We start from the raw sequence: 25122 nt of genomic DNA, 5'->3' as shown, positions 1-25122 counted from the left end.
CGTCCGGTGCGGCTTGAGGTCATGTGATGAACGCAATCCTTGAGATGCGAGGGATCAGCAAGACGTTTCCGGGCGTGAAAGCGCTCGACAACGTCAACATCACCGTCAAGGCCGGTGAGATCCATGCGCTGGTGGGCGAGAATGGTGCCGGCAAGTCCACGCTGATGAAGGTTCTGAGCGGCGTCTATCCGCACGGTTCCTATTCCGGCTCCATCATCTACGAAGGAGCGGAGCGGCGCTTCAAGGGCATCGCCGACAGCGAGGCGCTCGGCATCATCATCATTCATCAGGAGCTGGCGCTGGTGCCGCTCCTGTCGATTGCCGAAAACATCTTTCTCGGCAACGAACAGGCGAAATACGGCGTCATCGACTGGTCGCTGGCATTTTCCCGTACCAAGGAACTGCTCAAGGTCGTCGGGCTCAATGAATCCCCCGAAACGCTCGTAACTAATTTGGGCGTCGGCAAGCAGCAGCTCGTGGAGATTGCCAAGGCGCTCTCGAAGAAGGTGAAGCTTCTCATTCTCGATGAGCCGACCGCCAGCCTGAATGAAAAGGATAGCGACGCACTCCTGAACCTGCTGCTCCAGTTCAAGGCTCAGGGCATTTCCTCAATCCTGATCTCGCACAAGCTCAATGAGATCTCGAAAGTTGCAGATGCCATCACGGTTCTCCGGGACGGCGGCACGGTCGAGACGCTGGACTGCCGGATAGAAGCCGTCAGTGAGGATCGCATCATCCGCGGCATGGTGGGCCGGACCATGGAGGACCGCTATCCCAAGCGCGATCCGAAGATCGGCGAGACCATTTTCCAAGTGGAGAACTGGTCCGCCTACCATCCGATCCATACTCACGTGCAGGTGGTCAAGGACGTCAGCCTGAACATCCGCCGCGGCGAGATCGTCGGCATCGCCGGGTTGATGGGAGCAGGGCGGACCGAGTTCGCCATGAGCCTGTTCGGGCGCAGTTATGGCCAGAATATTTCCGGCCGCGTGACGCTCCACGGGCATGAGATCGACGTGAGCACGGTGGAGAAGGCGGTGTCGAACCGGATCGCCTACGCGACCGAGGATCGCAAGACGTATGGCCTGGTTTTGGCCGAGGATATTCGTAAGAACGTGACCCTCGCCAATCTTGAGGGAGTCTCCAAGAGCTTTGTCATCGACGATATGCAGGAGCTGGCGGTTGCCAACGATTACCGCGCCAGGATGCGTATCCGCAGCCCCAGCGTCTTCCAGGAGGCGGTTAATCTGTCGGGCGGCAACCAGCAGAAGGTCGTATTGAGCAAATGGCTGTTCTCCGACCCTGAGATTCTTATCCTCGACGAGCCGACCCGGGGCATTGATGTCGGCGCGAAGTACGAAATCTATACCATCATCAACAGGCTGGCCGATGCCGGCAAGGGTGTTCTCATGATATCCTCTGAGATGCCGGAGTTGCTGGGCATGTGCGACAGGATCTATGTGATGAACGAGGGATCTCTGATCGCCGAGTTCGACATCGCCGAAGCGTCCCAGGAGAAAATCATGCACGCTATCGTCAAGTCCGGGAGGCGCTGAGATGGACACGAGAACCGCTGACGAGCTTCACGTTTCCCAGCCCAAGACCTCGTGGATGGAGTTCATCAAGAGCCATTTCCGCGACTATGGCATGCTGTTGTCGCTCCTGGCCATCATGCTGTTCTTCCAGATGGTGACCAACGGCACCCTGCTGCGGCCCCTCAACCTCACTAACCTCGTGCTGCAGAACAGCTATATCGTCATCATGGCGCTCGGCATGCTGCTCGTCATCGTGGCCGGGCACATCGACCTCTCGGTCGGCTCCATCGTCGGATTCGTTGGCGGTCTGGCCGCCATGATGATGGTCCGGTGGGGCTTCGATCCGGTGACAACCACCATCGCCTGCCTGATCGTCGGCGGCCTGATCGGTGCGGCTCAAGGCTATTGGGTGGCCTATTTCAAGGTGCCGTCCTTCATCGTGACGCTCGCCGGCATGCTCGTCTTCAAGGGCCTGACGCTGGCGCTCCTCGGCGGAATGTCGGTCGGTCCTTTCCCGGTGGTGTTCCAGCGCCTGAGCTCAGGCTTCATTCCTGACGTCTTCGGCGGGCAGGGGTTCAACTACACGGCTCTGTTCCTAGGAATGGCGAGCGTTGCAGCCATCATCTATTTCAGCTTCCGCAGCCGCGCGAACCAACTCAAGCATGCGGTTGAGACCGCACCTTTCGGTCTCTTCCTGTTCAAGAATGGCCTGCTCGCCGTGCTCGTGATCGCGTTCTGCTACCTGATGGCAACCTACCGCGGCCTGCCGAACGTTCTTGTCATCATGGCGGTGCTGATCGCGCTCTATGCCTTCGTGACAAACCGCACCACCATCGGCCGCCGGGTCTATGCCCTGGGCGGCAACGAGAAGGCAGCGAAGCTCTCGGGCATCAAAACCGAGCGCCTGACCTTTCTCACCTTCGTCAACATGGGCGTACTGGCGGGCCTCGCCGGCCTGATATTCGCGGCGCGGCTCAATACGGCCACGCCGAAGGCCGGTCTCGGCTTCGAACTCGACGTGATCGCGGCCGTGTTCATCGGCGGTGCCTCGGCCACCGGGGGTGTCGGCAAGGTGACGGGTGCCGTCATCGGCGCCTTCATCATGGGTGTGATGAACAATGGCATGTCGATCTTAGGGATCGGTATCGACTACCAGCAGGTCATCAAGGGACTTGTGCTGCTGGCAGCTGTCTCCTTGGACGTTTACAACAGGAAGAAATGAATTCGTCGCGGGTGGCGCTGAGCGAGTTGTGCTGTGGCGCAGCCTTCGGGTGCACAGCGGCCCATGCCGCCTGAACCTCAGGTGCCCTCTGTCAGGCCCGTGCAAGCACCAGGCAGTCGAGCACGGCACCGTAATGGCAGGCGGCCGCGACCAGGACGAAGGTGTGCCAGATCGCATTCTGAAAGCGTAGGCTCTCCCAGAGGTGGAAAACCACGCCGCCCGTGTAAAGAACGCCCCCGATGACAAGAAGCCAGAGGGTGGAGCTGGGAAGTGCGCCAAAGACGGACTCATAGGCCATGACGCCGCTCCAGCTCAGGAGCAGGTAGAGCAGGATCGAGAGACGGTCGAACCGTCCGGGGAAGCTGAGTTTGAGGGCGATGCCCACCGCGGATGTGAGCCACACCCCGACCAGCAGCACCAGGGACTCCGCACCCGCCTTCATCTGGGTGATGAACGGCGTGTAGGTGCCCGCGATCAGGAGGTAGATGGCTGAATGGTCGAACCGCCGCAGCATCCATTTGACCGGCGAGACCGGCCAGAGGTTGTAGAGCGCCGAGACGGTGAGCACCGTCAGAAGGCCAGTGCCATAGACCAGGATGGAGGTGAATTCCCATGCTCCGACGGTAGGGGCGGCCAGCACGAGCAAGGCGATGATGGAGACGATTCCTACGATCACTCCAACTGCATGGACGATGCCGTCAGCGATGATCTCACGCCTGTCGTAATTCCATTTCAAGTCCGCTTCCTTCATATCGGGCTGGCTGCATAAAGCTAACGTACGAACGCACAATAAGAGGTGTGAGTGCGACAATATCCTGCGGATATCTGGATTCGCTCTGGTGCCGTTCAAGGTGGGCTATGCCCTTGAGAGGGGACGAGTCCAGTGCAGGATGCTTTTGATCAGCATCGCATGACGAGGAGAATTCTCTCGTGTCACGACCTGTTCATGCGGTTCCCGGGCTGGAGCATAGGGAGAAAAGTTGATCTTTTCTGTATATGGCCGCGCCTGATCTCAAATCAGTCCCAATCCTGTCGCGCCCTCGCCTCTATTGAACTCTGACCTAGTGAGCGTGTTGGGGAAATGCGGGGATTTACGATGCATGAGAACGACTTATTCCCACTAGAGGCTGTCCCGTCCCGAGTGAAGTCTGCCATCCTGCACGAGTTCAAAGGGCGCAGGCCCACTGTTCAGGAGGTCAGCCGGATCTGCGATAGAAGCTGGTTGGCCGTCCCGGGAATTGGCCAGACTGCGTTGGCGAGCATCCGCCAAGCCGCAGGCGACCAGCATCCCTTGAGCGGCGATCCATCTGCCGCCCGGATGTCGGACGCCGAACTGCTAATGCGCCTAAGCCTCCTGCAGGAGGAACTTCAGAGCTTGAACGAGGTTCTCAACGCAACTTTATCGCCGGCGCAAAAGAAAGTATTCCGCTCTGGACGCATACGGAGAGCCCCATCAGCCACTCATCGGCATCAAGGTTCGGCGATTGCTTTCTGATCCGCCGGTCACCTGTGCGCTTCCTTCTCTGCAAACGATGCTCTTATGGAATAATGCAAAGCTTATTTTCTGAAGCTCTGTTTCTTTGGCGACCACCTAATGACTGAGTGGCGGCCGTTGGAGTCCGCGCCTCGGGATGGGTCCAGGCTTGATGTATGGACGGAGAACGGAGTCCGTTACATCGATGTATTCTGGTACCAAGGCCCTGAATTTCCTCAAGGTGCGTTCGTCTTCTACGACAGCCATATGCGTGACTACATCGACGTGGAGGACGCAACTCACTGGATGCCTCCTCCAGTTCCTCCGGACGTTGACAGGTCTTCGTAAATGAAGGGCATGCCGAGGGCTGATCCGGATGCTTCTGAAGTCGGGAACGAGGGCGCGTGATCCTGGCTGATCTTTTCGGTCATTGGATACCCTCAAAGGTATCATCGTTCCAAATTGCCAATGAGAATACATGACGGGGCCACAATGAAGCCTAGTAATAGATCGTTACCGGGCGAGGTAGTCGAAACGAGAGATCCTTTGCCGGTATGACGGTGCGCCTTTCACGTGAGCCATCGCCCCGATGAAGGTTAGAAAACAGAGGGCCGCTTATGTCCCGACAAATGTTTTGGCGATCTGAAGCAGTCCATAAAGGAAGGTCCCTCCCATTCGCCTCAGGCAGAAAGTGGTGGGGGATGATTGGCGCGCTCGGTGCAGTGAGCATTGCGGCGTATCTATTGCCAAGCTTCGCAGACGGACCGCTTGGAAGAGGAGGTCATCTGCCCGAAGTGGCCGATCCTAGCGGTGGAGCTTTGCCTGACACATATTCTCCGCTAGCCGAAAGATGGCAAAACCTGCCTTTGCTTGCATTGCACAGCTCTATGGAAGTTGCTGCAGGTGATGAGGTTCGGATTCTCACCCTCCAGGCGGCTTTTGAGAGGGAACGGAGCAGCGCCGCCGCTGGCCAGTTGCAAATCGCTGCCCTTCAGGAGCAGCTGGCGAACCTTCTGGAAAAGCAGGAGGAGATATTGATCCTCAGGGAGCAGCTCGCTGACGCAGAGGCGCATGAAAGGCGAGAAGCCGGGCCTGCGATTGCGGAGACTGAGAGACCGAAAAGCGCGGAAGATGCATTGTTGAAAGTGGCCGCGCTACAGAAGGAACTGGCAAGCCTCAGCACGCAGGTCCTAAAGGCTAAAACAATGGCAGAAAGCGAGAGGATGAGAGCCGCTTCTGCTCTTGCCCAGTTGGAGTCGGTGCAGCAGCAGCTGGCTGTTGCCACTGCTCTGCACAGCGACAGGCCAGAAGCCGTAAGCCAGCTGCGGCCAGACGACGAGGGAACTGTTGATGAAGCTTCTCTCAATGACTCTGGAGATGATTCAACGGAGCGGGCTTCTAATCTGTCCCTGCCTGCACTGGCGAATACGGTCCCATTGATCGAGAAAAGACAAGCCCAGCATCGAAGAGTTCGACCGGACAAGAGGGAGAACGCGATAGCCGACAAGCCTCGGCAAGCCACCTCGAGTGGCGAAATCAAGCCGCTGGCCAAACCTGGCAATAAGAGTGGGGCGGCTCCAGTTCGTGCACCTGAGCCTGGCGTGTCGAGGCTGGCAAGGCCACGGCACGAGCCCAGAAACCAAAGTGTGCGGTCCGTTGGAAAGCCCGCGCAACGAGTAAGTCAGCCGCGTCACATGCTGGCCCAGGACACTCAAAACCGTGGCGCCATCAGCCTGCCGAATGATCTCCTTCCTGATAGCAGGCTCTGGTGAACTCCCGTCCGCTATCGCGAGAATCTCAACCATCAGGAGGAGCCATGCTCCGGATACCTCTCACTTCAATTGTCATCGCTGTATTGCTGGCGTCTCATCCTGTCGCGGCCAAGAATGGGAATAACGGTGGAGGAAATGGCGGCGGCAATTCCGGTGGTCAAGGCAATGACGGAGGAGGAAAAGACGGCGGCCAAGGGAACGGAAACGGCGGCGGCAAAGGTAACAGTGGCGACAATGCCAACAGCGGCAGTAGCGGAAACAGAGGTGGTAACGCTAACAACAATGACGGTGGTGGAGAGAGAGGCGGACGGAGCGGTCAGAATGGTGAGAGCGGCCGCGGAGGTGGCTATGGAGGGCAGGGGGGAAGCAGCGGCAAGGGCGGAGGAAGTGCCGAAGGGCGCGGCACTCAGGGAAACAGCGCCAGTGGAGGAATTGCCGGAGGAGCCAGCGCCCCAGGTGCTGGGCAGGCTAATCGTGAAGGAGGAAGAGCCAACATCGAAGGTCGCGATGATCGCGAAACCCGTAGTGTAGGCTCGCAGTCGGCGCCAAGTGCGCGGAGTCCAGGGAGTGTGGCAGCGACAACCGCACCACTCGCAGCCCGAGAGAGCATGAATGATTTAAGCCTGCCATCTTCGCTTATCCCCCGTCTTGAGTCTTCGCGGACTGGGAGCGAAGACTTGGTTGATGTGCGCCCGACGCGAGCGGGTGTTTCGGGTCAGATCGTCGAACGATGTCGCGCTTCCATCGCAGCGGCTGCAGCTCAGTATGGCGCAATTCGGGTGGAAGCCGCAGGTGCCGGGCGAGCAAGCCGTTTGGTGCGTGGTGGCCTCGTGGCTCCTCTCCACGTCCGTGTCGTGTATGCCCGCGCGAACGCTCGTCAGGTTCGCCAGTCTCGCGTAGGGTGCCAGCTCAACTCTGCCGGCACGGTCGTTGCTCTCCGCTGAAGCTCACACCTCGGCGTAGGAGTCGTTAGGTCGCCGCGCTCGAACCTCTTGGAGAATGTTCTGCTGCAGCCTCATTCAACGCTAAGAGAAGAACACCGACGTCGTCGTTCAGCAGCCTGATCGCATTGCGAGCATACTCACGGGAGCGCTCTCTGCTCCTGGCAGATCCGTTGTCCCATGAGCGCGCGTGTTGCTCAGCCTCGTAAATCGCCCGGGCTACGAGCTCCACTGTATGGTCGGTTTTGACTTTGCCCATGATGAGCCCTCCTGCTCCCGAAGGTAGGAATGTTCTCGCGCTGTCTCGTCAGATGCTGGCGAGCAAGAGGCTCGCACCGATGAAGGAGCTGACGGAGGTTACGAAGAGGACCGAGGCCCGCCCAAGCGAAGGGCCAGCGTGGGAGCCATCTGCCCGTTCCGAATGGGCGTTCTGTGAATCTTGAGTGGGGGTCATAGGCCTATCCTGCGCTTTGGGTCCAAATTCATGGTTGGCAAACGCTGGCAGCCGTTGGCCTATTCCTTCACAAACTGTGTATGAGTGTTTCCGGAGCGTCGCCTTATCCAGAAGCCAACGCTCGGCTTGAATTCTTTCTGCTCGGCTAAGTCGTGATTGTCGGAACTGATCGAGCCATACGTTCCGGTCAGATGCCGGGAGCGTAGCGTCAGTTCAGATGCCTCCGGGGTGCTGCTAAGAACTCAAAAATATTAGGCAGATCAATGATTTGTCATGAATAATGGTGGTGGAGGCAGTCACGTGCGAGCCTGTCTCCGAGCTACATTTCCTGTTTCAGGTAAAAATACTGGGAAATCCATAGGATTTGGGTGTCTGAGATAAACTGAATGAGCGGATCATTCTGTTATATCAGATGCTTAGACCGTGGATAACTCAAAAAATTAAAGGGAAAGGTTCTGACCGAACAGAGAATTATTATGAGGGGAACAGGTCACCTGACTTTTAATCAGAGGGTCCTGGGTTCGAGTCCCAGCGCGCTCACCAACAATATCGAAGGGTTACCGGCATCTGACCTTTGAATCATTTGTGCGCGCTCCTGTCTCTGCTGCCCCTCATAGAGACCGGACATGTGGTGGATCCGCTATCTTGAATTTGTGCGCATTCAGCTTCTGATCGTCCTTATCGTACTGCTTTTCCCTTACTCTGTGCTGGGGCGGCTGAGCGGTCTCCTCGGCGGGATGACAATCGGCTTGTCCCACCTAGCCATCGGCTACAACTTCTACAAAGTTTATCCGTACATCCCATCTTGGCAGGAAGATGCCATAGAGAGTGCCGAATGCCCCACCGGCTCACGCATGCGCGTCCTCGTGGCGAACGTTCAAAAACCAATGAGCAAGCGCAGGAACTCTTTAGCCGTGTCAGGAGCGCCGATCCCGACCTGCTTCTGGTGCTGGAAACGGACCAATGGTGGGACGAGAGGCTGGCGCAGCTCGGCGATCAGTTTCCCAATCGGGTGCAGCACATCCCGCAAGGACACGCCTTTTCGGCGTGCACCTCCTTTCGAGATACGAACTGTTCGATCCCGAGATGAAGTTCCTGTTCGACAACTTCACGCCCTCGATTGTCACGGGCGTGCGCCTGCCCGATGGGAGTGCCGTCAGCCTCTTCGGCCTGCATCCGCAGCCGCCCCAGTCCTGGCCCCAACTGACGGCCATGCGCGATGCACACCTTATAACGGCGGCCCTCCAGGCTCGCGACGCGCAGGCTCCCGGCATTCTGGCCGGCGACTTCAATGCAGTGCCTTGGGAGCGCGTGACACGCCGGGTGATGCGTCTCGGCAAACTGCTGGACCCGCGGGTAGGACGAGGTCTTTACTCCACCTATCATGCTCATAGCATCTTCCTGTCCTGGCCGCTCGATCAGGTCCTTTACCAGGACAAGTTCGCCCTTCTGGAGTTCAAGCGGCTGCCAGCCTTCGGCTCGGACCTCTACGCCATTCTCGTGACCCTATGCCATCTGCCTGCGGCAGCGAGCCGGCAATCTGCCCCGCACTGGAAGATGGGGATGTTCGGGAGGCCCAAACATCGATTAAAGTTGCCCGCGAGCTCCAGCCCGCAAGCAACCGACGCTGAGGGCAAACTTCTGTCCGTTGCCGGTTATGGCCTGACACCCTTAAGATATTTGCCTTTTATGTAAGCTTTCAGGTATTGCTGTATCGGCAGAGGAGTAGGTGATGACATCGTCGCCCGTCTTGGTGTCGAGCGATGCGTGGCTGACTGCCACCTCGAGCAGGTACTAGCCCCCGCCAGATTCAGTATAGGTCTGGGCTGGCAAGCCCGCCGACGGGCTTGCCAGAACGCCAATACCAGCTTTCCGAGTACAATGAGCGCATATACCGTAGGTGCGGCTCTGCGACGTTGAAGAAGCAGAATCTTGCGAGGAAACCAGCTGCTGCAATGACGTGACCAAGCTTCGGGACATTATCCCTTTCGGTTGTTCCACCGGTAGCGTCGCCTTAAACTCACGCATTATGCCGCCGAAGAGATGGTCTACAGCCGAATTGCTTTTCAAGCATTCGGCAAAATCTCGTGAGAGCGTACGGAAAACTGAAAAATAGATTGGATAATATTGAACTTATAATAAATTCCGATGTTTGTGTTTGCGGAATTGAGACGGTCTGATGCCTGTGATCTGCTGAAACTTGTTCGAGAAAGCAAACGGGTTTTCATAGCCGACCTGGTTTGCGACCAACTCGATTTTTGCATCCGTCGTCGCCAAGAGATGTGCCGCATGCTGGATCCTCAAGACAGCTAATTGCTGGATTGGACTCCGTCCGAGGCTCCGATGGCACAGACGGCGCAGGTGCTCGCCGCTCATGCTGGCTAGGCTGGCGAGTTCACCGAGAGTCCAATCACGCGAGAGATCCTGTTGTACGACGTTCCATAGGGATAGTAGGCGCTTTTCCCGGCGCCACGGCTCCATGAACAGATCCACATAACGCTCGATGAGGTCGATCCAGAGGCCGCAGGTGCCCATATCGCGAGCGCCTTCCACCTCGTGAACAAGACCCATGATCGCGTGCCGGAGCGGCTCCGGATTGAAGCGGGCCATGAGCGGAGCCACCGCGCCGATCAACGAAAAGGGCGATGAGGGTGTGAAGCGCACCCAGCAATACTGCCACCGCCGCGACGGTATCGCGTGAAAGGCATGCAGCACGTGGGCGGGCGCGAAAGTGGTCATTCCCGTTCGATGCGGCCGCCAGCGTCCGTCGAGCAGCATGCGCCCTTCCCCGCCCAGCGATCCGTGCAGGTAGGCGCCGCTCAGCTTGGTTCTAACGATGCGGTAGGGCGGGGCCGCGTCACCGACCCCCACATGCGCGATGTGCCGCTGGCGGAGAAGCGGACAGATGTCATCGCGTACGATCCACTGTTGCGTCTTGGCGCCGACGATGTGTGTTTCGAGTAGCTTCTCGTGCGCTACGACCATGGCTTCAAGGTTTCTCGACTGTCAGACTTCCACCCAAGATAACAAAAATCAACATGGAGGAAACAATGATCGCGACTCTCAAGAGCTTCCTCTCGGCTTCACTGCTTGTGCCGCTGGCAGTAACGGCCGCAACAGCGCAACAAAACGCCATTTCCGACAATGTAGTTAGGATCGGCGTTCTAACCGATATGAGCGGAGTGTATTCCGATTTGGCCGGAAAAGGTGCCGTTGAAGCTGTCAAAATGGCGGCGGAAGACTTTGGCGGCACCATTCTCGGCAAACCCATCGATGTCATCTTTGCCGATCATCAGAACAAACCGGATATTGGCTCGGCGACTGCCCGCCAATGGTTTGATACGGGCGGCGTCGACTTGATCGCCGATCTTTCCAATTCTGCCGTTGCATTGTCGGTTGCTACGCTCGCAAAGGATCAGAAGCGGCATATCATCGTGAACGGCTCGTCGAATATGGGCATCACGAACCAAGTGTGCTCGCCCTATGCAGTGCATTATGCATATGACGCCTATTCGCTTGCTCACGGCACCGGCAAGGCCGTCGTCGAGCAAGGCGGCGACAGCTGGTTCTTTCTCACCGTTGATTTCGCATTCGGCATCGGGCTTGAGCAGCAGGTTTCAGAGGTTGTCCGGGCTTCCGGAGGGCGCGTGATCGGAGCTGCGAGACACCCGCTGAACACCACGGACTTCTCTTCCTTCGTCCTGCAGGCACAGGCCTCCAAAGCGAAGATTGTCGGCATCGCGTCGACCGGCGGGGATGCAATCAACGCGATCAAGGCAGCGGCGGAATTCGGGATCACGAAGGATCAGAGCCTTGCCGCCCTCCTGTTATGGATCAACGACGTTCACGCGCTCGGCCTCGATACGGCCCAGGGGCTTCTGCTCACGAACGCCTGGTACTGGGACATGAACGAGGAAACCAGATCTTTCGCGAAGCGCTATTTCGACCGTGTCGGCAACATGCCCAACATGAGCCAGGCCGCGGACTACTCCTCGACCATGCACTACCTGAAGGCCGTGCAAGCCGCCGGCACGGACGAGCCGGACGCCGTTTCGGCCAAGATGCGGGAAATGCCGATCAACGACTTCTTCGCCAAGAATGGAAAGATCCGGGTTGATGGACGCATGGTTCACGACATGTATCTCTGGAGGGTAAAGACCCCTTCGGAGTCGAAGTATCCCTGGGATTATCTCAAGCTGGTCAATACAATTCCGGCCGAACGGGCTTTCCAGCCTCTCGACCAGAGCAAGTGCTACCTTGTGAACAAATCCTGACGAGACAGGTGCCGCGCTCCGGATCCACTGGAGCGCGGCATCTCGAACCGACTCTCACCTCGAGGCAAGTGAGGGCAGAGTCCAGACACTCATTCTTAGGATAGAATATGGCCCGGTTTGAGCGCAGAACCCTAGTCGAACGTTTCCAGGAGATGGTCCGGCAAGGTGAGCCCATCATCGGTGGCGGAGCCGGAACCGGAATTTCCGCAAAATGTGAAGAGGCTGGAGGGATCGACCTTATCATCGTCTATAATTCCGGGCGATATCGGATGGCCGGTCGTGCGTCCTCAGCCGGACTGCTCGCCTATGGCAATGCAAACCAGATCGTCAAGGAGATGGCTGGCGAGATCCTCCCCGTCGTTCGGCACACACCGGTCATAGCAGGCGTGAACGGAACGGACCCTTTTGCGATCATGCCCGTGCTCCTGAAAGAACTCAAGGAATTGGGCTTCTCAGGTGTTCAGAACTTCCCCACCGTTGGCATCATCGACGGCACCTTTCGGGTCAGTTTGGAGGAGACCGGAATCCAGTTCGCGTCGGAGATCGACATGATTCGCCAGGCTCATGAGCTTGATCTTCTTACGACGCCTTATGTCTTCAGCGCTGATGAGGCCGTCGAGATGACCAAGGCCGGTGCTGATTTGATCGTGCCGCATATGGGCGTCACAGTCGGAGGAACGATCGGAGCGACCACATCGAAGACCCTCGAGCAATCCGTTGCGCTGATCGACGAATGGGCCGAGGCCGCTCGGAAAATTCGCAAGGATGTCATCGTGATCGCACATGGCGGTCCGATCGCGAGCCCTCAGGATGTCGTCTATGTCCTTGAGAACAGTGAACACTGCAATGGCTTCTATGGCGCCAGCAGCATGGAACGACTGCCAACCGAAATCGCCCTCACGGAACACATTCGCACGTTCAAGAACCTTTCCATTGAACCCGGCCAGAAGGAGAAAGCTTCATGCTCCGCGTCTATGTAAGCGCAGTGATGAACGTCACTGTCGAGGAAGCGTGGAGTGTTCTGCGCGATTTCAACGCCTTGCCGGTGTACCATCGGTTCTTCAAGGATAGCTATATTGAGAATGACTGGCCGGCTGACAGGATCGGTTGTGTCCGCAACTTCAAGACCAAGGAGGGAGACGATTATATCCGCGAGCAGTTGTTGAGCCTGTCGGATCGTGACTATCTTTGCTGCTATACGATCATTGAAGCATCGGTTCCCCTGTTGAACTATGTGTCCGAGATGCGCCTTCGCCCTGTGACGGAAAGCCAGCAGACTTTCGGAGAGTGGTGGGCCGAGTTCAACACCCCTGCCGATCAGGAGGCAGACCTCGTGGCGCGGGTGACGGATACGTTCCGCTTCGCCTTCGAGGGGGCAGCGGAAGTCGCTAAAGCGAGGCGGCGCAGTGCCTCATGAGCGCGTCTCCGATCAAAGGAAGCGCCTATGTCGTCGGCACGTTCGACACGAAGGCTGAAGAACTGCGTTACGCAGGCGCCTTGCTGCAGGATGCGGGGGTCCCGACGGTTCTGGTGGATGTCGGAACCAAGTTCATCTCGGCAGATGCGGACGTATCGGCCGAGATGGTGGCCTCCTACCATCCGGACGGAGTTGATGCCGTCTTCAAGGCGGGAGAACGTGGCGCCGCAGTCAATGCTATGAGAGACGCATTTCAGGTCTACTTGCAAGGCTGCCCAAATGTCGGCGGCATCATTGGTCTCGGCGGGTCCGGCGGGACCGCCATCATCACGCCGGCGATGCAAGGTCTTCCGATCGGCACGCCGAAGATCATGGTCTCGACGTTGACATCGGGCGATATCTCACCTTTCATCGGCGTTAGCGATATCATGATGATGTTCCCGGTAACGGACATCGCAGGATTGAACCGCGTATCGCGCGTCGTCCTGGGAAATGCCGCTCATGCGCTTGCCGGAATGATGGTGCGAAACGCTCCTCAGCCCGATGATGACAAGCCGTCGCTTGGCATCAGCATGTTCGGCGTGACCACGCCCTGTGTTCAGCAACTGACTGCTGCCTTGTCGAGCACGTTCGACTGCCAGGTGTTCCACGCGAACGGTCCAGGAGGGAGGGCCCTGGAGGCGCTCGCGGCCTCCGGATTGTTCCGAGGGGTTGTGGACGTGACGACAACCGAGGCTGCCGACTATCTGTTCGGAGGAGTCTGCAGCGCCGGCCCAAATCGCTTTGAGGCCGCCGCTCGTGCAGGCGTGCCGTGGGTTGGCTCCTGCGGCGCATTAGACATGGTGAACTTCTGGGCAGTGGATACCATCCCGGAGCGCTATCGCGGACGTCTCCTCCACTCGCACAATGCCCACGTCACCCTGATGCGGACGTCCGCGGATGAAATGGTAGTCGTCGGCCAGTGGCTAGCGGAGAAGCTGAACCAATCCCAGGCTCCCGTGCGTTTATTGCTCCCGGAGGGTGGATTGTCCATGCTTGATGCGCCAGGGGAACCCTTCTTCGATCCTGCGGCAGATGAAGCGCTGTTTACGAGTCTCGAGAAGGCTTTTCAGGTGTCAGACACACATCAGATCATACGTGTTCCACATCACATCAATGACGCTGCCTTTGTCGAGATTCTCGTCCATCACGTCAATCAGCTAATGAGAACCTAGCCGGAAGGTGTTCTTGACTGTAGCGCATGAATGTCAGTTAATCGTATTTCTTGGGCCGAAACGCTTTGCTCGCTGCTGTGAGCAACAGGAAGAGCGTGGTCGGGTGCCATCTTTCACTCCGAGCACAATCCTCTCATCAGCTAACTGGAGAGTATCTCCACCCTCTTCGATGACGAGCGGCAGATCCTTCTGGGTCTGCTAGTGCAGCTGATGGCTTCCAAGAAGAACCAGAACATGGTGAACGAAGTGATCGGCTCAAAATGTTCGTTCCGTAATCAATTCCTCGGTTGCGCTTCAGAAACTTCGAGTATTATCGTACGGTAGGGATAGTATCCATGCGCTTCGCGGCAATAGGTCTCGATCATCGACATATCTACCACCTCGTCGGCGGGTTAATCGATGCCGGAGCGAAATGTGTTGGCTTCGACCCGACGACCTCGGATCCGAGAGTTCTTGCAGGTTTTCGGGAACGTTTCCCTGAGCTTGCCCCAGCCCATCGGGAGACGTTGCTGGCGGATCCGTCTATCGACATCATCTGCTCGGCAGCTATCCCCAGCGAGCGTGCCGCAATTGCAGTCGCCGCGATGCGGGCGGGTAAGGACGTGATGGTCGACAAGCCAGGGATCACGTCCTTTCAGCAGCTCGAGGAGGTCCGTCGCACAGTCAACGACACCGGACAGATCTTCTCGATCTGTTTTTCCGAGCGTTTCATCGTGCCCTCAACGGAAGTGGCGCTGCGCTTGATCCAGGACGGTATGATCGGCGAGGTGATCCAGACCGTCGGGCTCGGTCCGCACCGCCTCAACAAAGCAATCCGTCCGGCATGGTTCTTCGATGCCAGCCAGTTCGGCGGCATTCTGGTCGATATCGCCTCTCACCAGATCGATCAGTTCCTTACCTTCACAGGCTCCGAGAACGCCGAGATCGTGTCGTCAGGAATCGGCCATTTCGGAACGGAAACGGCCGCCGACTTCCAGGATTTCGGTGAGGTTCTGCTCCAGAGCGAGCGTGCCTCCGGCTACGTGCGGGTCGACTGGTTTACCCCCGACGGCTTGCCGACCTGGGGCGACGGGCGCCTGACCATTCTGGGCACCCGCGGCACGATTGAGCTGCGCAAGTATGTCGACATCGCAGGGCGTTCAGGCACCGACCACCTCTTCCTCGCCGACCGTCATGGAACGCGTCATATCGATTGCAGTGGCGAGCCGCTGACTTATTTCAGGCGCTTCGTCGCCGATGTTCGAGACCGGTCCGAAACGGCCATGCCCCAGGCGCATGTGTTCACAGTCAGCCGGCTTGCGCTCGAAGCTCAGAGTCGTGCCCGCTTGATCAGTCCGGGAGGGGATAGATGAGGCGGATTGGTATTGCTCTCGTAGGTCTCGGCCCTGCATCCCAGCCCCATGCCGCTAGTCTGATGGAGCTGCACGAGCAAGTGGACGTGCGGTGGGCCGTTGGACGAAGCGCCGCGCGGCTTGAGGCCTTCGCAGCGCGATATCATTATCCCGTGACGACGGATCTCGGTGCAGCGATTGCCGATCCCGCTGTCGAGGCCGTCATTATCCTGACTCCACCCAATGCGCATCTCGAAGTGGCAGAGCGGTGCTTCCTGGCGGGCCGGCACGTCCTGCTGGAGAAGCCGCTCGAGGTCTCGCTGGATCGAGCCAAGGATTTGGTGGCCGGCGCTCGACGCGCGCGGCGACGGCTCGGTGTCGTCCTGCAACACCGCTTCCGTCCAGGAGCTATTCGCCTGCGTGAGCTTCTCGATCAAGGAGAACTGGGCACAATCGAGCTTGCCTCTGTGACGGTACCCTGGTGGCGGCCGCAGAGCTACTATGACGAGCCCGGCCGCGGCACGCTCGCCCGCGATGGAGGAGGGGTGCTGCTCACCCAGGCGATACACACGATCGATCTGTTCCGATCCTTGGTCGGCGGCTGCACCGTGGAGGCCGCCCAGGTCACGACAACGGCTCTGCACCGCATGGAAACGGAGGATTATGCCTCGGCCTTGCTGCGGCTTCCGAACGGAGCGCCAGCAAGCCTGATGGCCACGACTGCGATGCCGCATGGCGCACCTGAAACGATCGGCATCGTCGGCACGCTCGGGACAGCTAAACTGGTTGGCGCGGGCTTGGAAGTTATCTGGCTGGACGGACGGGAGGAGCGCGTCGAGGCCGACACCAGGACAGGTGGTGGAGCAAACATCATGGATTTCCCCATCGATGCTCATCGCCTGCTGATTGCCGACTTTCTCGATGCGGTGCGATCAGACCGAGACCCGGCGGTGACCGGCGAGGAGGCTTTGGCCACGCAGCAGCTCATTGAGGAGATATTGACCGTGGGGCGAGGTCGGGCGGACACTGCGCCTCGATAGGCCCTCGGTTGAGCAATTTCAGCAGGTCTCCTCAACGGGGCCTGCACGACAAAGGGCAGGCTGTACCTGCCCGTATGAGGGAGGATGAACGATGTTGATACGAACTCTACTCGCCGCGGCCGTTGCTGTAGGCCTCACGGCGCCCGCGCAAGCGCAGAACTATCCATGGAAGCCCGATCGGCCGATTACGATCATCGTGCCTTGGGCCCCGGGCGGCGCCACCGACCAGGTCACGCGGATCACGGCGAGTGAAATGGAGGAGGCCCTCGGGCAGAAAGTCGTCGTCGTGAACCAGCCGGGAGCCTCCGGCTCCATCGGCACGAAAAACGCCTTCGAGGCGGCGAAAGACGGTTACACCTTGACAGCGGGAGCGGTGCAGGACCTGGGGGTCTATAAAGTCCTCGGCATGTTCGACACCGATCTTTCGCAATGGAACGTGTATCTTACCGTTGCGAATGTTCCGGTCATCAGCGTTAACCCGAATGCACTCTACAAGACGCTTGCGGAATTGGTCTCCGCCATGAAGGCAAAGCCCAACAGCGTCACGATCTCGACCGGCGGTGCCGCGTCAGCCAGTCACAATGCAGCGGAGGCCATCACTAAGGCGGCTGGCGCAACCTACAAGCATGTGGCCTATGATGGTGGGAATCCGGCGGTGGTCGCGGCAGTCGCAGGAGAGGTCGAAGCAACGACCCAGCTTGCTACGGAACAGGCAGAAATGATCCGCGGCAAGCGTCTGCGGCCGCTGGCAGCGTTCTCCGACAAGCCTCTCGAACTCACGGGCTACGGCACAATACCGCCCGTCACCGAGACCCTGTCGAATCTGCGTCCGCCCACAAGCTACTTCGGGATCTTCGTCCCGAAAGGCGTGCCCCAGCCCGTCGTGGAGACCCTCGACCAGATCTGGCGCGAGAAGATCGCGAACTCGGAAAAGCTCAAGACCTACGCCCGTGAGCGGGGCGCGCTCTTTGCTCCGGCCTTTGGTGCGGCAGCTGTGGAGCAGTCTATGCCTGTTGTGCGCGCCAACGCTTGGCTCCTGTTCGACGCAGGCAAAGCCAAGGTCTCGCCGGACACCGTTGGCATCCAGCGCCCCTGATAGCCCGCTCATGATGAACAGGGACCGCATCGCCGGGGTGATCTGGTTCTTTTTCGGGGCAGCTGTGTTCTATGGTTCTTGGACCATGGACCGGCTCGCCTCGCAGAACATCAATCCGCTCACAGTGCCCGGTCTTCTACCGGGCCTCCTCGGAGCGGGCATGATGGTCATGGCCCTTGTTCTCATATCGCGCCGTAGTATTGGCCGGGCAACGTCGGTCATGGGCGTTACCCCGGCCGAGGAGGCCGGCACCAACTGGAAACGGCTGCTTGCAAGCTGGACGCTCTGCGTCGCCTTTGCGGGCATTTTGCTCGGTCGCGGCCTGCCGTTCTGGCTACTCGCCGCAGGCTTCGTGTTCGTCCACGTTCTCGTTCTGGAGGACCGCCACCGGATCGAGGGGCGCTCCTTCTTACGCCGCTCCACTGAGGCGGCACTGATCGCGGCGGCCACCTCTGCCGCCGTGACTTATCTTTTCCAGAACCTCTTTCTCATCCGGCTTCCGTAATCACCATGTTTGACGGGCTCCTCTCCTTCGGCCAGGCAGTCACCGGTTTCCTGACGCCGACGACGCTCGCTCTGGCGTTGGGCGCCACACTTGTCGGCTTGCTCATGGGGGCAATGCCCGGCCTGAGCGCGACGCTCGCGATCACCCTGCTGACAACGCTTACCCTCAAGCTTGATCCCGCGGTAGCGATCCTCATTTTGATCTGCGCGTATAATGGCGCGATATACGGTGGGAGCCGGACGGCGATCCTGCTCAACATTCCAGGCACGGCGGCCAATGCTGCCGCATGCCTGGACGGATACGCCTTGGCCCGCAAAGGTGAGGCGGGGCGGGCCATGGGGATCGCCACGGCCGGTTCCGTGCTGGGCTCTCTTTTCGGTATGCTCTGCCTCGCCCTGTTCACGCCTCTCCTGGGGGAGTTTGCGCTTAGCTTCGGTGCGTACGAGTTTTTTTGGCTCGCACTGCTCGGAGTTGTCATGTCCGGGAATGTCGTTACCGCAGATCCGATCAAGGGCTGGCTTGCGGGCGCGCTCGGCCTGTTTGTCGCCTGTATTGGGCAGGAGGGTCTCTACGCTTATCCGCGTTTCAGCTTTGGCAATACCGATCTCGCCGGCGGCTTTCAGCTGATCCCCGTTCTCGTCGGAGCGTTCGGCTTCTCCGAAATCCTGACCATTATGGCTGAGCGTGGAACGCGGCCCAAGATCATGAGCTTCGACACCGCGCTGCCCCGTATCGTGGACGTGCTGCGGCATTGGAAGACGATCCTGCGATCCGGCACCATCGGCGTATGGGTCGGGATCCTGCCGGGAGTCGGTGAGGATATGGCGGCCTGGACATCCTACGCGACCGCAAAGCGGCTGAGCCGGAAGCCGGAGGAATATGGAAATGGCTCTGTCGAGGGGCTCATGGCAGCCGAAACCGGCGACAACGCGTCCGTTCCCGGCGCACTGATTCCTGCACTGGCACTCGCAATCCCGGGCTCGGCACCAAGTGCCGTGCTCCTCGCCGCCATGATCATTCACGGCATCCAGCCCGGCCCAATGCTGATGGTGAATAATCCCGACTTTATCTACCAGGTCGTGGCGACGGTATTGATCGCGACGATCGGCATTCTCTTCTTCGGCCTGTTCTTCATCCGTCCCCTCCTTCTCGTGCTGCGGGTGCCACGGACGATCCTGATGCCGATCATCTTTGTCCTCTGCACTGTGGGAGCATATTCTCTGTCTTCGCGTCTTTTCGACGTCTGGGTCATGCTCGGCTTCGGCACGCTTGCTTTCCTCATGCGCCGGAATGGCTACCCGATCGCTCCGTTCGTCTTGGGGATTGTGCTGGGCGATATTCTGGACAAGAGCCTTCGGCGTGCTCTCACTCTGAGCGACGGCGATATGACTCCTTTCTTCACACGCCCGATCAGTGCCATCCTAGCCCTTCTTGTGATCTACACGTTCATGTCGAATATTCCCGCTGTGGGTCGTGCGGCGGCTTGGGTCAAAACTAGGCTCGGGAAACCGGGTGCGAGACCAGGAGCTGTCTGAGCTTATGCTTATGTCCCTTTGCAACGAAGTCGTGCGACACCTGCCATTTCCTCAGCAATGCGCGCTTGCGCGTGAGCTCGGATACGATGGGCTCGAGATCGCTCCTTTTACTCTCGGTGATGAGCCGCACCGTCTGACACCGGCCCGTATCGCCGAGTTGCGCTCGATCGCCTCGCGCGAAGGCATCGGAATCACGGGGTTGCATTGGCTCCTGATGAAACCGGATAACTTGTCGATCACGAGCCGCGATGCCCCGGTCCGACAACGCACGGTGGATGTGATGCGGAGTCTGATCGATCTTTGCGCGGAACTAGGCGGGCACTACCTCGTGCACGGCTCGCCTCGCCAGCGCGAGCTGACACCAGAACATGAGCGCGAGCAGCGCGCTTTTGGTGCGGAGTGCTTTACGACGGCTGGAGAACATGCATCGGCCGCCGGTGTGGTCTATTGCATAGAGCCACTCGCACCGGATGAGACCAACTTCGTGACGAGCGTCGCAGAAGCTGCTGACTTGGTCAGACAGATCAATATTCCAGCCCTTCGCACGATGATCGATTGCGCGGCAGCAATGCGCGGGAGAGACGGCGACCCAGCCAGATTGCTATCGACATGGCTCCCAAGTGGTCTGATCGCCCATGTTCACCTGAACGATCCGAACCGGCGAGGCCCGGGTCAGGGCAGCCTCCACTTCAAGCCAATCCTGCAGGCTCTTCGCGAGGAGGGATATAGCGGATTTCTTGGAATTGAGCCGTTTATCTATGAACCGGACGGACCATCATCTGCAGCCCGCGCGATCGGATATTTGCGAGGATGTCTTGAGTGAGGATATTGTGGTGCTCCTCACCATGAACTCTACACTCGTCGGAATGGTCGCAAGCAAAATCCGGATTGGCCACACGGTCGTTGGAACGACGTCAAGTCAGGTTCACGGGTGAATCTCGATTCCCATGATTTCATTCGCGGCAATCAATTTCCCGGGCGGCACCTGAACATTCTCTATGCTGAATGTCAGCTCATGGCACGAAGCTGAGATTTTCGCTCCGGATTGCATCATTGTTTCGCAAGCCTTGTATTTGAGCTTTCGCCGCTTTTCTGAGCAGATTCGGTTGCGGCTTCCGAACTCCCCAGTCATCGCCCGCGCAGGCCGTTATCTTCCGGCAGTCGTGGCATGCTTCTTGCATAGTGGTCCCTCGCTGCACCTGAAGCAGGGCAGGCAAGGGAGAAGGACCTATGTCAATATTCGACATGACGCGTAGAAACCTGATGGCGCTGACTGCAGCGGCGCTGGTTTCGAGCGCCACGGCGCAGGCCGCAAAAGCAGAGGAAACGATCAAGGTAGGGGTTCTCCACTCATTGTCGGGCACGATGGCCATCAGCGAAACGACGCTCAAGGACGTCATGCTCATGCTCGTAGAAGAGCAGAACAAGAAGGGCGGATTGCTCGGCAAGAAGCTTGAAGCGGTTGTCGTCGATCCAGCCTCCAACTGGCCGCTCTTCGCCGAGAAGGCCCGTGAGCTTATCAGCCAGCACAAGGTTTCCGCTGTCTTCGGTGCCTGGACCTCCGTATCGCGCAAGTCGGTGCTGCCGGTTTTCAAGGAGCTCAACAGCATCCTTTTCTATCCGGTCCAGTATGAGGGCGAGGAGAGCGAGCGCAACGTGTTCTACACGGGCGCTGCTCCTAACCAGCAGGCCATTCCGGCTGTCGATTATCTCGCTAAGGAGGAGAAGGTCGAGCGCTGGGTTCTGGCGGGAACCGACTATGTCTATCCGCGCACCACCAACAAGATCTTGGAAGCCTATCTGAAGTCCAAGGGCGTGAAGGCCGAGGACATCATGATCAGTTACATGCCGTTCGGACATTCCGACTGGCAGACTATTGTCGCCGATATCAAGAAATTCGGCTCATCGGGCAAGAAGACGGCCGTCGTCTCTACGATCAACGGCGATGCCAACGTGCCGTTCTACAAGGAACTCGCCAACCAGGGAGTGAAGGCGACCGACATTCCCGTCGTAGCCTTCTCGGTCGGCGAAGAGGAACTCGCAGGCATAGACACGAAACCCCTCGTCGGACATCTCGCGGCCTGGAACTATTTCCAGTCGGTCGATACTCCCGACAACAAGGCCTTTATCGAAAAGTGGAAGACCTTCACCAAGAATGCGAAGCGCGTCTCCAACGATCCGATGGAAGCCCATGTGATTGGCTTCAACATGTGGGTGAAGGCCGTCGAGAAAGCCGGCACGACCGATCCCGACAAGGTGATCGACTCCATTGTCGGCATCAAGGTGCCTAACCTCACCGGCGGCGTCTCGGAGATGCTCCCGAACCACCACATCACCAAGCCGGTGCTGATCGGCGAGATCAAGGAGGACGGTCAGTTCGACACCGTCTGGCAGACCGATGATCTGGTCGCGGGCGATGCCTGGTCGAAGCACCTGGAAGGCTCGAAGGATCTGGTCGCCGACTGGCAGACTCTCAAGTGCGGCAACTACAACACCGTGACGAAGAAGTGCGGTTCCTAGCCGATCAAAGATGAGGGTGGCGATCCTTGCTGCCCTTACTCCCTCTCCGTTCAAAGTCCATTTCATGAATATCTTGCGCACCATCCTGCGGGCCTTCGTTCTGCTGCTTGGCATGGCCTCCGCTGCCTTGACGGGACCTTATGAGGAGGCGCTGCCCAAATTCGCCAATGACAGCTATGCTGATACGGACACCGCAATCGGTGCCGTTGCTAGCAGCGGCAACCCCTTGTCTATCGACGTCGTCGAGGCCCTGCGTGACGGGCGGCTCCTCATCGGAGCCGGACAAGTCTTCATTCGTCGGGTTTCCGGAGAGCTTACGAATGCGGCCACGGGTCAGGTGTGGGGCAATCCGGCTGGCGAGCTGAAGGCGGTCCGGGTCAACAACCGGGTGCGCCGCTCCATCGAGGCTGCGCTCGGCAGCCTGACATTGCTCAGCGCGGATGCAGCGAAGCGCCTGGAAGCGGCTCATGCCGTATTCCGCTCCCGGGATGAGGCAGTCCTGCCGACGCTGGAGAAGGCCATTGCGCAGGAGGGCCAGACCCATGTCAGGAATGCCCTCGAGAACGCCCGTGCCGCCATCCTCCTGAGCAAGCAGGATGCCCTGCCCATGCAGAGGCTCGCCGCCATCGAAACCCTGCGGGCTCGAGGTGATCAGGAGGCGCTCGCCCTTCTGTCGAACCTACCGTCCAACGCGCCGCCCGACGTCGTGGCAGCCGCAGGAAAAGCGGCGGCCGGTATCCGGAGCCGCCTCACGTTCTGGGAAGCCGTTCAGAATGTCTGGTACGGCATCTCCCTCGGGTCTGTCCTGCTGCTGGCGGCCATCGGTCTTGCCATAACGTTCGGCACCATGGGGGTCATCAACATGGCCCATGGCGAGATGGTGATGCTGGGGGCTTACACCACATTCATGGTACAGGAACTCATCCGCTCCCAGGCACCCGGACTGTTCGGAGCCTCGCTCCTCATAGCGCTGCCGCTTGCGTTTCTGGTAGCAGGTTCGGTTGGCGTGCTCATTGAGAGGACGGTTATTCGGTTCCTCTATGGGCGCCCATTGGAAACCCTGCTCGCCACATGGGGAATCTCGCTGATCCTGCAGCAGGGGGTGCGCACGATCTTCGGCCCCACCAATCGTGAGGTCGGGACACCGGCCTGGATGAGCGGAGCGCTCGACATCGGGACGATGAGCCTGACCTACAACCGCATCGCCATCGTGGTTTTTGCCTTTGCGGTCTTCGCGATCCTGCTCCTCGTGCTGCGATACACCCCGCTGGGGCTCTACGTGAGGGCCGTCACGCAGAACCGACGGATGGCGGGCTCCATGGGCATCCGGACCAGCCGCATCGACGCGCTGGCGTTTGGGCTGGGATCGGGTGTGGCCGGTATCGCCGGCGTCGCGCTCTCCCAGATCGACAATGTCAGCCCCAACCTGGGACAGGGCTACATCATCGACAGCTTCATGGTGGTCGTGTTCGGCGGTGTCGGAAACCTGTGGGGCACGTTGGTGGGCGCAATAACCCTTGGCATCGCGAACAAGTTGCTTGAGCCCTATGCAGGCGCGGTTCTCGGCAAGATTGCCCTGCTCATCGCCATCATCGTCTTCATCCAGAGGCGTCCGCGCGGGCTCTTCGCACTCAAAGGCAGGGCGGTCGAAGCATGAGAACCCACTCCCTCTTCGATCGGCAGACCAATCTCGTTCTGTCGCTCCTGGCCGCCGCCGCCATCCTGGTGCCGGCCATGAACGGGCTGGCTCCGCCCGGATCGGCGCTGCACCTGTCGGATCATTTGGTGCCGCTGCTCGGCAAGTATGTCTGCTTTGCCCTGCTGGCGCTGTCAGTCGATCTGATCTGGGGCTTCTGCGGCATTCTCTCCCTCGGGCACGGGGCGTTCTTCGCGCTGGGCGGCTATGCCATGGGCATGTACCTCATGCGCCAGATCGGGCCCCGTGGCGTCTACGGTGACCCAATTCTGCCCGACTTCATGGTGTTCCTGAACTGGAAGGAACTGCCGTGGTTCTGGTACGGCTTCGACTGGTTTCCCTTCGCTGCGCTGATGGTGCTGCTGGTGCCTGGAGCGCTTGCCCTGGTCTTCGGCTGGTTCGCCTTCCGCTCGCGGGTTACGGGCGTGTATTTCTCCATCATCACCCAGGCCATGACCTTTGCGCTGATGCTGGCCTTCTTCCGGAACGACATGGGGTTGGGCGGCAACAACGGGTTGACGGACTTCAAGGAGATCCTCGGTTTCCCGGTTCAGGCGGGCTCGACGCGAATAGCCCTGTATGTGCTGTCGGTCCTGGCGCTTGCAGGCGGCTATCTGCTGTGCCGCTGGGTTGCGGGGTCGACGTTCGGCAAGGTGCTCGTGGCTGTGCGCGATGCGGAGAGCCGCACGCGCTTTCTCGGTTACCGCGTCGAGCACTACAAGCTCGCTGTCTTCGCCCTGTCTGCCATGTTGGCGGGCATCGCGGGGGCACTCTACGTGCCGCAGGTCGGCATCATCAATCCAAGCGAGTTCGCTCCCGCCAATTCTATCGAGGTGGTGATCTGGGTGGCAGTCGGTGGGCGTGGGACCCTCGCTGGACCGATCGTCGGCGCGCTGCTGGTCAACGCGGGCAAGACTTGGTTCACCGCCGCACTGCCGGAATTTTGGCTGTTCGCCTTAGGGAGCCTCTTCGTCTTCGTCACGCTGTTCATGCCTCGCGGAATTCTCGGGGCCGCCCGAGATCTGTGGGAGCGTTCCAGCCAGAAGCTGCGAGCGCGCCGCTCGCCCCAGCCTGTCACGCATGCGGCGGAGTGAGC

22 protein-coding genes are annotated in these 25122 nt (G+C 59.2%); 19 read left to right on the top strand and 3 right to left on the bottom strand.

What is annotated here, in order from left to right:
- Nucleotides 1–26: 26 nt before the first annotated feature.
- Both mmsA and mmsB read left to right on the top strand, forming a co-directional pair.
- Nucleotides 27–1556: a multiple monosaccharide ABC transporter ATP-binding protein gene (gene mmsA / locus JQC81_RS00405; RefSeq protein WP_210347029.1), complete on the top strand. Its 1530-nt coding sequence runs from the start codon at nt 27–29 to the stop codon at nt 1554–1556.
- A gap of 55 nt (nt 1557–1611) precedes the next feature.
- Nucleotides 1612–2757, top strand: coding sequence for a multiple monosaccharide ABC transporter permease (mmsB, locus tag JQC81_RS00400; protein WP_203269869.1), 1146 nt, complete (start codon nt 1612–1614; stop codon nt 2755–2757).
- 91 nt (nt 2758–2848) lie between these two features.
- On the opposite strand, the gene trhA is transcribed toward mmsB, so the two are convergent.
- Nucleotides 2849–3493 carry a PAQR family membrane homeostasis protein TrhA gene (trhA, locus tag JQC81_RS00395; protein ID WP_376772352.1) on the bottom strand — a complete coding sequence of 215 codons (645 nt, stop codon included), beginning with the start codon at nt 3491–3493 and terminating at the stop codon, nt 2849–2851.
- A 1439-nt stretch (nt 3494–4932) separates the two neighbouring features.
- Between trhA and JQC81_RS00390 the strand changes: the two genes are divergently transcribed.
- The gene (locus JQC81_RS00390) at nt 4933–6003 is read left to right on the top strand and encodes a hypothetical protein (protein ID WP_203269740.1); all 1071 of its coding nucleotides are present in this window, start codon (nt 4933–4935) and stop codon (nt 6001–6003) included.
- A 135-nt stretch (nt 6004–6138) separates the two neighbouring features.
- Entirely contained in the window at nt 6139–6534 is a 396-nt protein-coding gene (locus tag JQC81_RS00385) for a hypothetical protein (RefSeq protein ID WP_203269739.1), read from the top strand.
- Nucleotides 6535–6972: 438 nt separating this feature from the next.
- Here JQC81_RS00385 and JQC81_RS00380 read toward each other — a convergent pair whose 3' ends face one another.
- Nucleotides 6973–7203: a hypothetical protein gene (locus JQC81_RS00380; protein ID WP_210347028.1), complete on the bottom strand. Its 231-nt coding sequence runs from the start codon at nt 7201–7203 to the stop codon at nt 6973–6975.
- A gap of 1030 nt (nt 7204–8233) precedes the next feature.
- Between JQC81_RS00380 and JQC81_RS00375 the strand changes: the two genes are divergently transcribed.
- Both JQC81_RS00375 and JQC81_RS00370 read left to right on the top strand, forming a co-directional pair.
- Nucleotides 8234–8488 (top strand): hypothetical protein, encoded by a 255-nt coding sequence (locus JQC81_RS00375; protein ID WP_203269738.1) that lies wholly within the window; start codon nt 8234–8236, stop codon nt 8486–8488.
- The gene (locus JQC81_RS00370) at nt 8446–9093 is read left to right on the top strand and encodes an endonuclease/exonuclease/phosphatase family protein (protein WP_203269737.1); all 648 of its coding nucleotides are present in this window, start codon (nt 8446–8448) and stop codon (nt 9091–9093) included. The genes JQC81_RS00375 and JQC81_RS00370 overlap by 43 nt, the downstream gene beginning before the upstream one ends.
- A 438-nt stretch (nt 9094–9531) precedes the next feature.
- Here JQC81_RS00370 and JQC81_RS00365 read toward each other — a convergent pair whose 3' ends face one another.
- Nucleotides 9532–10383 (bottom strand): helix-turn-helix transcriptional regulator, encoded by an 852-nt coding sequence (locus tag JQC81_RS00365; RefSeq protein ID WP_203269736.1) that lies wholly within the window; start codon nt 10381–10383, stop codon nt 9532–9534.
- Nucleotides 10384–10448: 65 nt separating this feature from the next.
- On the opposite strand from JQC81_RS00365, the gene JQC81_RS00360 reads away from it, so the two are divergent.
- The 13 genes from JQC81_RS00360 (at nt 10449) to urtC (ending at nt 25120) form a co-directional block, all read left to right on the top strand.
- Entirely contained in the window at nt 10449–11672 is a 1224-nt protein-coding gene (locus JQC81_RS00360) for an ABC transporter substrate-binding protein (protein ID WP_203269735.1), read from the top strand.
- Between the two features lie 107 nt (nt 11673–11779).
- Nucleotides 11780–12652, top strand: a complete 873-nt coding sequence (locus tag JQC81_RS00355; RefSeq protein WP_203269734.1) for a phosphoenolpyruvate hydrolase family protein — start codon at nt 11780–11782, stop codon at nt 12650–12652.
- A complete protein-coding gene (locus JQC81_RS00350; RefSeq protein WP_203269733.1) occupies nt 12634–13089 on the top strand; it encodes an SRPBCC family protein in 456 nt (151 codons plus the stop codon). Before JQC81_RS00355 ends, JQC81_RS00350 begins: the two co-directional genes overlap by 19 nt.
- On the top strand, nt 13086–14303 hold the full coding sequence (locus JQC81_RS00345) for a Tm-1-like ATP-binding domain-containing protein (RefSeq protein ID WP_203269732.1): 1218 nt from the start codon (nt 13086–13088) through the stop codon (nt 14301–14303). Before JQC81_RS00350 ends, JQC81_RS00345 begins: the two co-directional genes overlap by 4 nt.
- Nucleotides 14304–14638: 335 nt before the next feature.
- Nucleotides 14639–15655 carry a Gfo/Idh/MocA family protein gene (locus JQC81_RS00340; RefSeq protein WP_203269731.1) on the top strand — a complete coding sequence of 339 codons (1017 nt, stop codon included), beginning with the start codon at nt 14639–14641 and terminating at the stop codon, nt 15653–15655.
- Nucleotides 15652–16674, top strand: a complete 1023-nt coding sequence (locus JQC81_RS00335; protein WP_203269730.1) for a Gfo/Idh/MocA family protein — start codon at nt 15652–15654, stop codon at nt 16672–16674. The genes JQC81_RS00340 and JQC81_RS00335 overlap by 4 nt, the downstream gene beginning before the upstream one ends.
- 91 nt (nt 16675–16765) lie before the next feature.
- Nucleotides 16766–17770: a Bug family tripartite tricarboxylate transporter substrate binding protein gene (locus JQC81_RS00330; RefSeq protein WP_203269729.1), complete on the top strand. Its 1005-nt coding sequence runs from the start codon at nt 16766–16768 to the stop codon at nt 17768–17770.
- Nucleotides 17771–17780: 10 nt separating this feature from the next.
- Nucleotides 17781–18275: a tripartite tricarboxylate transporter TctB family protein gene (locus JQC81_RS00325; protein WP_203269728.1), complete on the top strand. Its 495-nt coding sequence runs from the start codon at nt 17781–17783 to the stop codon at nt 18273–18275.
- A 5-nt stretch (nt 18276–18280) separates the two neighbouring features.
- Nucleotides 18281–19810, top strand: a complete 1530-nt coding sequence (locus tag JQC81_RS00320) for a tripartite tricarboxylate transporter permease (protein ID WP_203269727.1) — start codon at nt 18281–18283, stop codon at nt 19808–19810.
- Between the two features lie 4 nt (nt 19811–19814).
- Nucleotides 19815–20633, top strand: a complete 819-nt coding sequence (locus JQC81_RS00315; protein ID WP_203269726.1) for a sugar phosphate isomerase/epimerase family protein — start codon at nt 19815–19817, stop codon at nt 20631–20633.
- 422 nt (nt 20634–21055) lie between these two features.
- Complete coding sequence (gene urtA / locus JQC81_RS00310; protein ID WP_376772351.1) at nt 21056–22330, top strand: urea ABC transporter substrate-binding protein; 1275 nt, start codon at nt 21056–21058, stop codon at nt 22328–22330.
- A gap of 64 nt (nt 22331–22394) precedes the next feature.
- On the top strand, nt 22395–23987 hold the full coding sequence (urtB, locus tag JQC81_RS00305) for an urea ABC transporter permease subunit UrtB (RefSeq protein WP_203269724.1): 1593 nt from the start codon (nt 22395–22397) through the stop codon (nt 23985–23987).
- A complete protein-coding gene (gene urtC / locus JQC81_RS00300) occupies nt 23984–25120 on the top strand; it encodes an urea ABC transporter permease subunit UrtC (protein WP_203269723.1) in 1137 nt (378 codons plus the stop codon). Before urtB ends, urtC begins: the two co-directional genes overlap by 4 nt.
- Nucleotides 25121–25122 lie beyond the last annotated feature (2 nt).

It is taken from the genome of Microvirga arabica, assembly GCF_016811235.1.
Classification (GTDB): Bacteria; Pseudomonadota; Alphaproteobacteria; order Rhizobiales; family Beijerinckiaceae; genus Microvirga; species Microvirga arabica.
This window is presented reverse-complemented; position numbering and strand designations above follow the sequence as displayed.

What these genes read in the sequence shown, in the direction of transcription:
- JQC81_RS00320 (WP_203269727.1), top strand. Translation starts at nt 18,281, where the DNA reads ATGTTTGACGGGCTCCTCTCCTTCGGCCAGGCAGTCACCGGTTTCCTG.
- JQC81_RS00380 (WP_210347028.1), bottom strand. Translation starts at nt 7,203, where the DNA reads ATGGGCAAAGTCAAAACCGACCATACAGTGGAGCTCGTAGCCCGGGCG.
- JQC81_RS00360 (WP_203269735.1), top strand. Translation starts at nt 10,449, where the DNA reads ATGATCGCGACTCTCAAGAGCTTCCTCTCGGCTTCACTGCTTGTGCCG.
- JQC81_RS00340 (WP_203269731.1), top strand. Translation starts at nt 14,639, where the DNA reads ATGCGCTTCGCGGCAATAGGTCTCGATCATCGACATATCTACCACCTC.
- JQC81_RS00315 (WP_203269726.1), top strand. Translation starts at nt 19,815, where the DNA reads ATGCTTATGTCCCTTTGCAACGAAGTCGTGCGACACCTGCCATTTCCT.
- JQC81_RS00350 (WP_203269733.1), top strand. Translation starts at nt 12,634, where the DNA reads ATGCTCCGCGTCTATGTAAGCGCAGTGATGAACGTCACTGTCGAGGAA.
- JQC81_RS00390 (WP_203269740.1), top strand. Translation starts at nt 4,933, where the DNA reads ATGATTGGCGCGCTCGGTGCAGTGAGCATTGCGGCGTATCTATTGCCA.
- urtC (WP_203269723.1), top strand. Translation starts at nt 23,984, where the DNA reads ATGAGAACCCACTCCCTCTTCGATCGGCAGACCAATCTCGTTCTGTCG.
- JQC81_RS00365 (WP_203269736.1), bottom strand. Translation starts at nt 10,383, where the DNA reads ATGGTCGTAGCGCACGAGAAGCTACTCGAAACACACATCGTCGGCGCC.
- urtA (WP_376772351.1), top strand. Translation starts at nt 21,056, where the DNA reads ATGACGCGTAGAAACCTGATGGCGCTGACTGCAGCGGCGCTGGTTTCG.
- urtB (WP_203269724.1), top strand. Translation starts at nt 22,395, where the DNA reads ATGAATATCTTGCGCACCATCCTGCGGGCCTTCGTTCTGCTGCTTGGC.
- mmsA (WP_210347029.1), top strand. Translation starts at nt 27, where the DNA reads ATGAACGCAATCCTTGAGATGCGAGGGATCAGCAAGACGTTTCCGGGC.
- JQC81_RS00325 (WP_203269728.1), top strand. Translation starts at nt 17,781, where the DNA reads ATGATGAACAGGGACCGCATCGCCGGGGTGATCTGGTTCTTTTTCGGG.
- JQC81_RS00345 (WP_203269732.1), top strand. Translation starts at nt 13,086, where the DNA reads ATGAGCGCGTCTCCGATCAAAGGAAGCGCCTATGTCGTCGGCACGTTC.
- mmsB (WP_203269869.1), top strand. Translation starts at nt 1,612, where the DNA reads ATGGAGTTCATCAAGAGCCATTTCCGCGACTATGGCATGCTGTTGTCG.
- JQC81_RS00375 (WP_203269738.1), top strand. Translation starts at nt 8,234, where the DNA reads ATGCCCCACCGGCTCACGCATGCGCGTCCTCGTGGCGAACGTTCAAAA.
- JQC81_RS00330 (WP_203269729.1), top strand. Translation starts at nt 16,766, where the DNA reads ATGTTGATACGAACTCTACTCGCCGCGGCCGTTGCTGTAGGCCTCACG.
- JQC81_RS00385 (WP_203269739.1), top strand. Translation starts at nt 6,139, where the DNA reads ATGGCGGCGGCAATTCCGGTGGTCAAGGCAATGACGGAGGAGGAAAAG.
- JQC81_RS00355 (WP_203269734.1), top strand. Translation starts at nt 11,780, where the DNA reads ATGGCCCGGTTTGAGCGCAGAACCCTAGTCGAACGTTTCCAGGAGATG.
- JQC81_RS00335 (WP_203269730.1), top strand. Translation starts at nt 15,652, where the DNA reads ATGAGGCGGATTGGTATTGCTCTCGTAGGTCTCGGCCCTGCATCCCAG.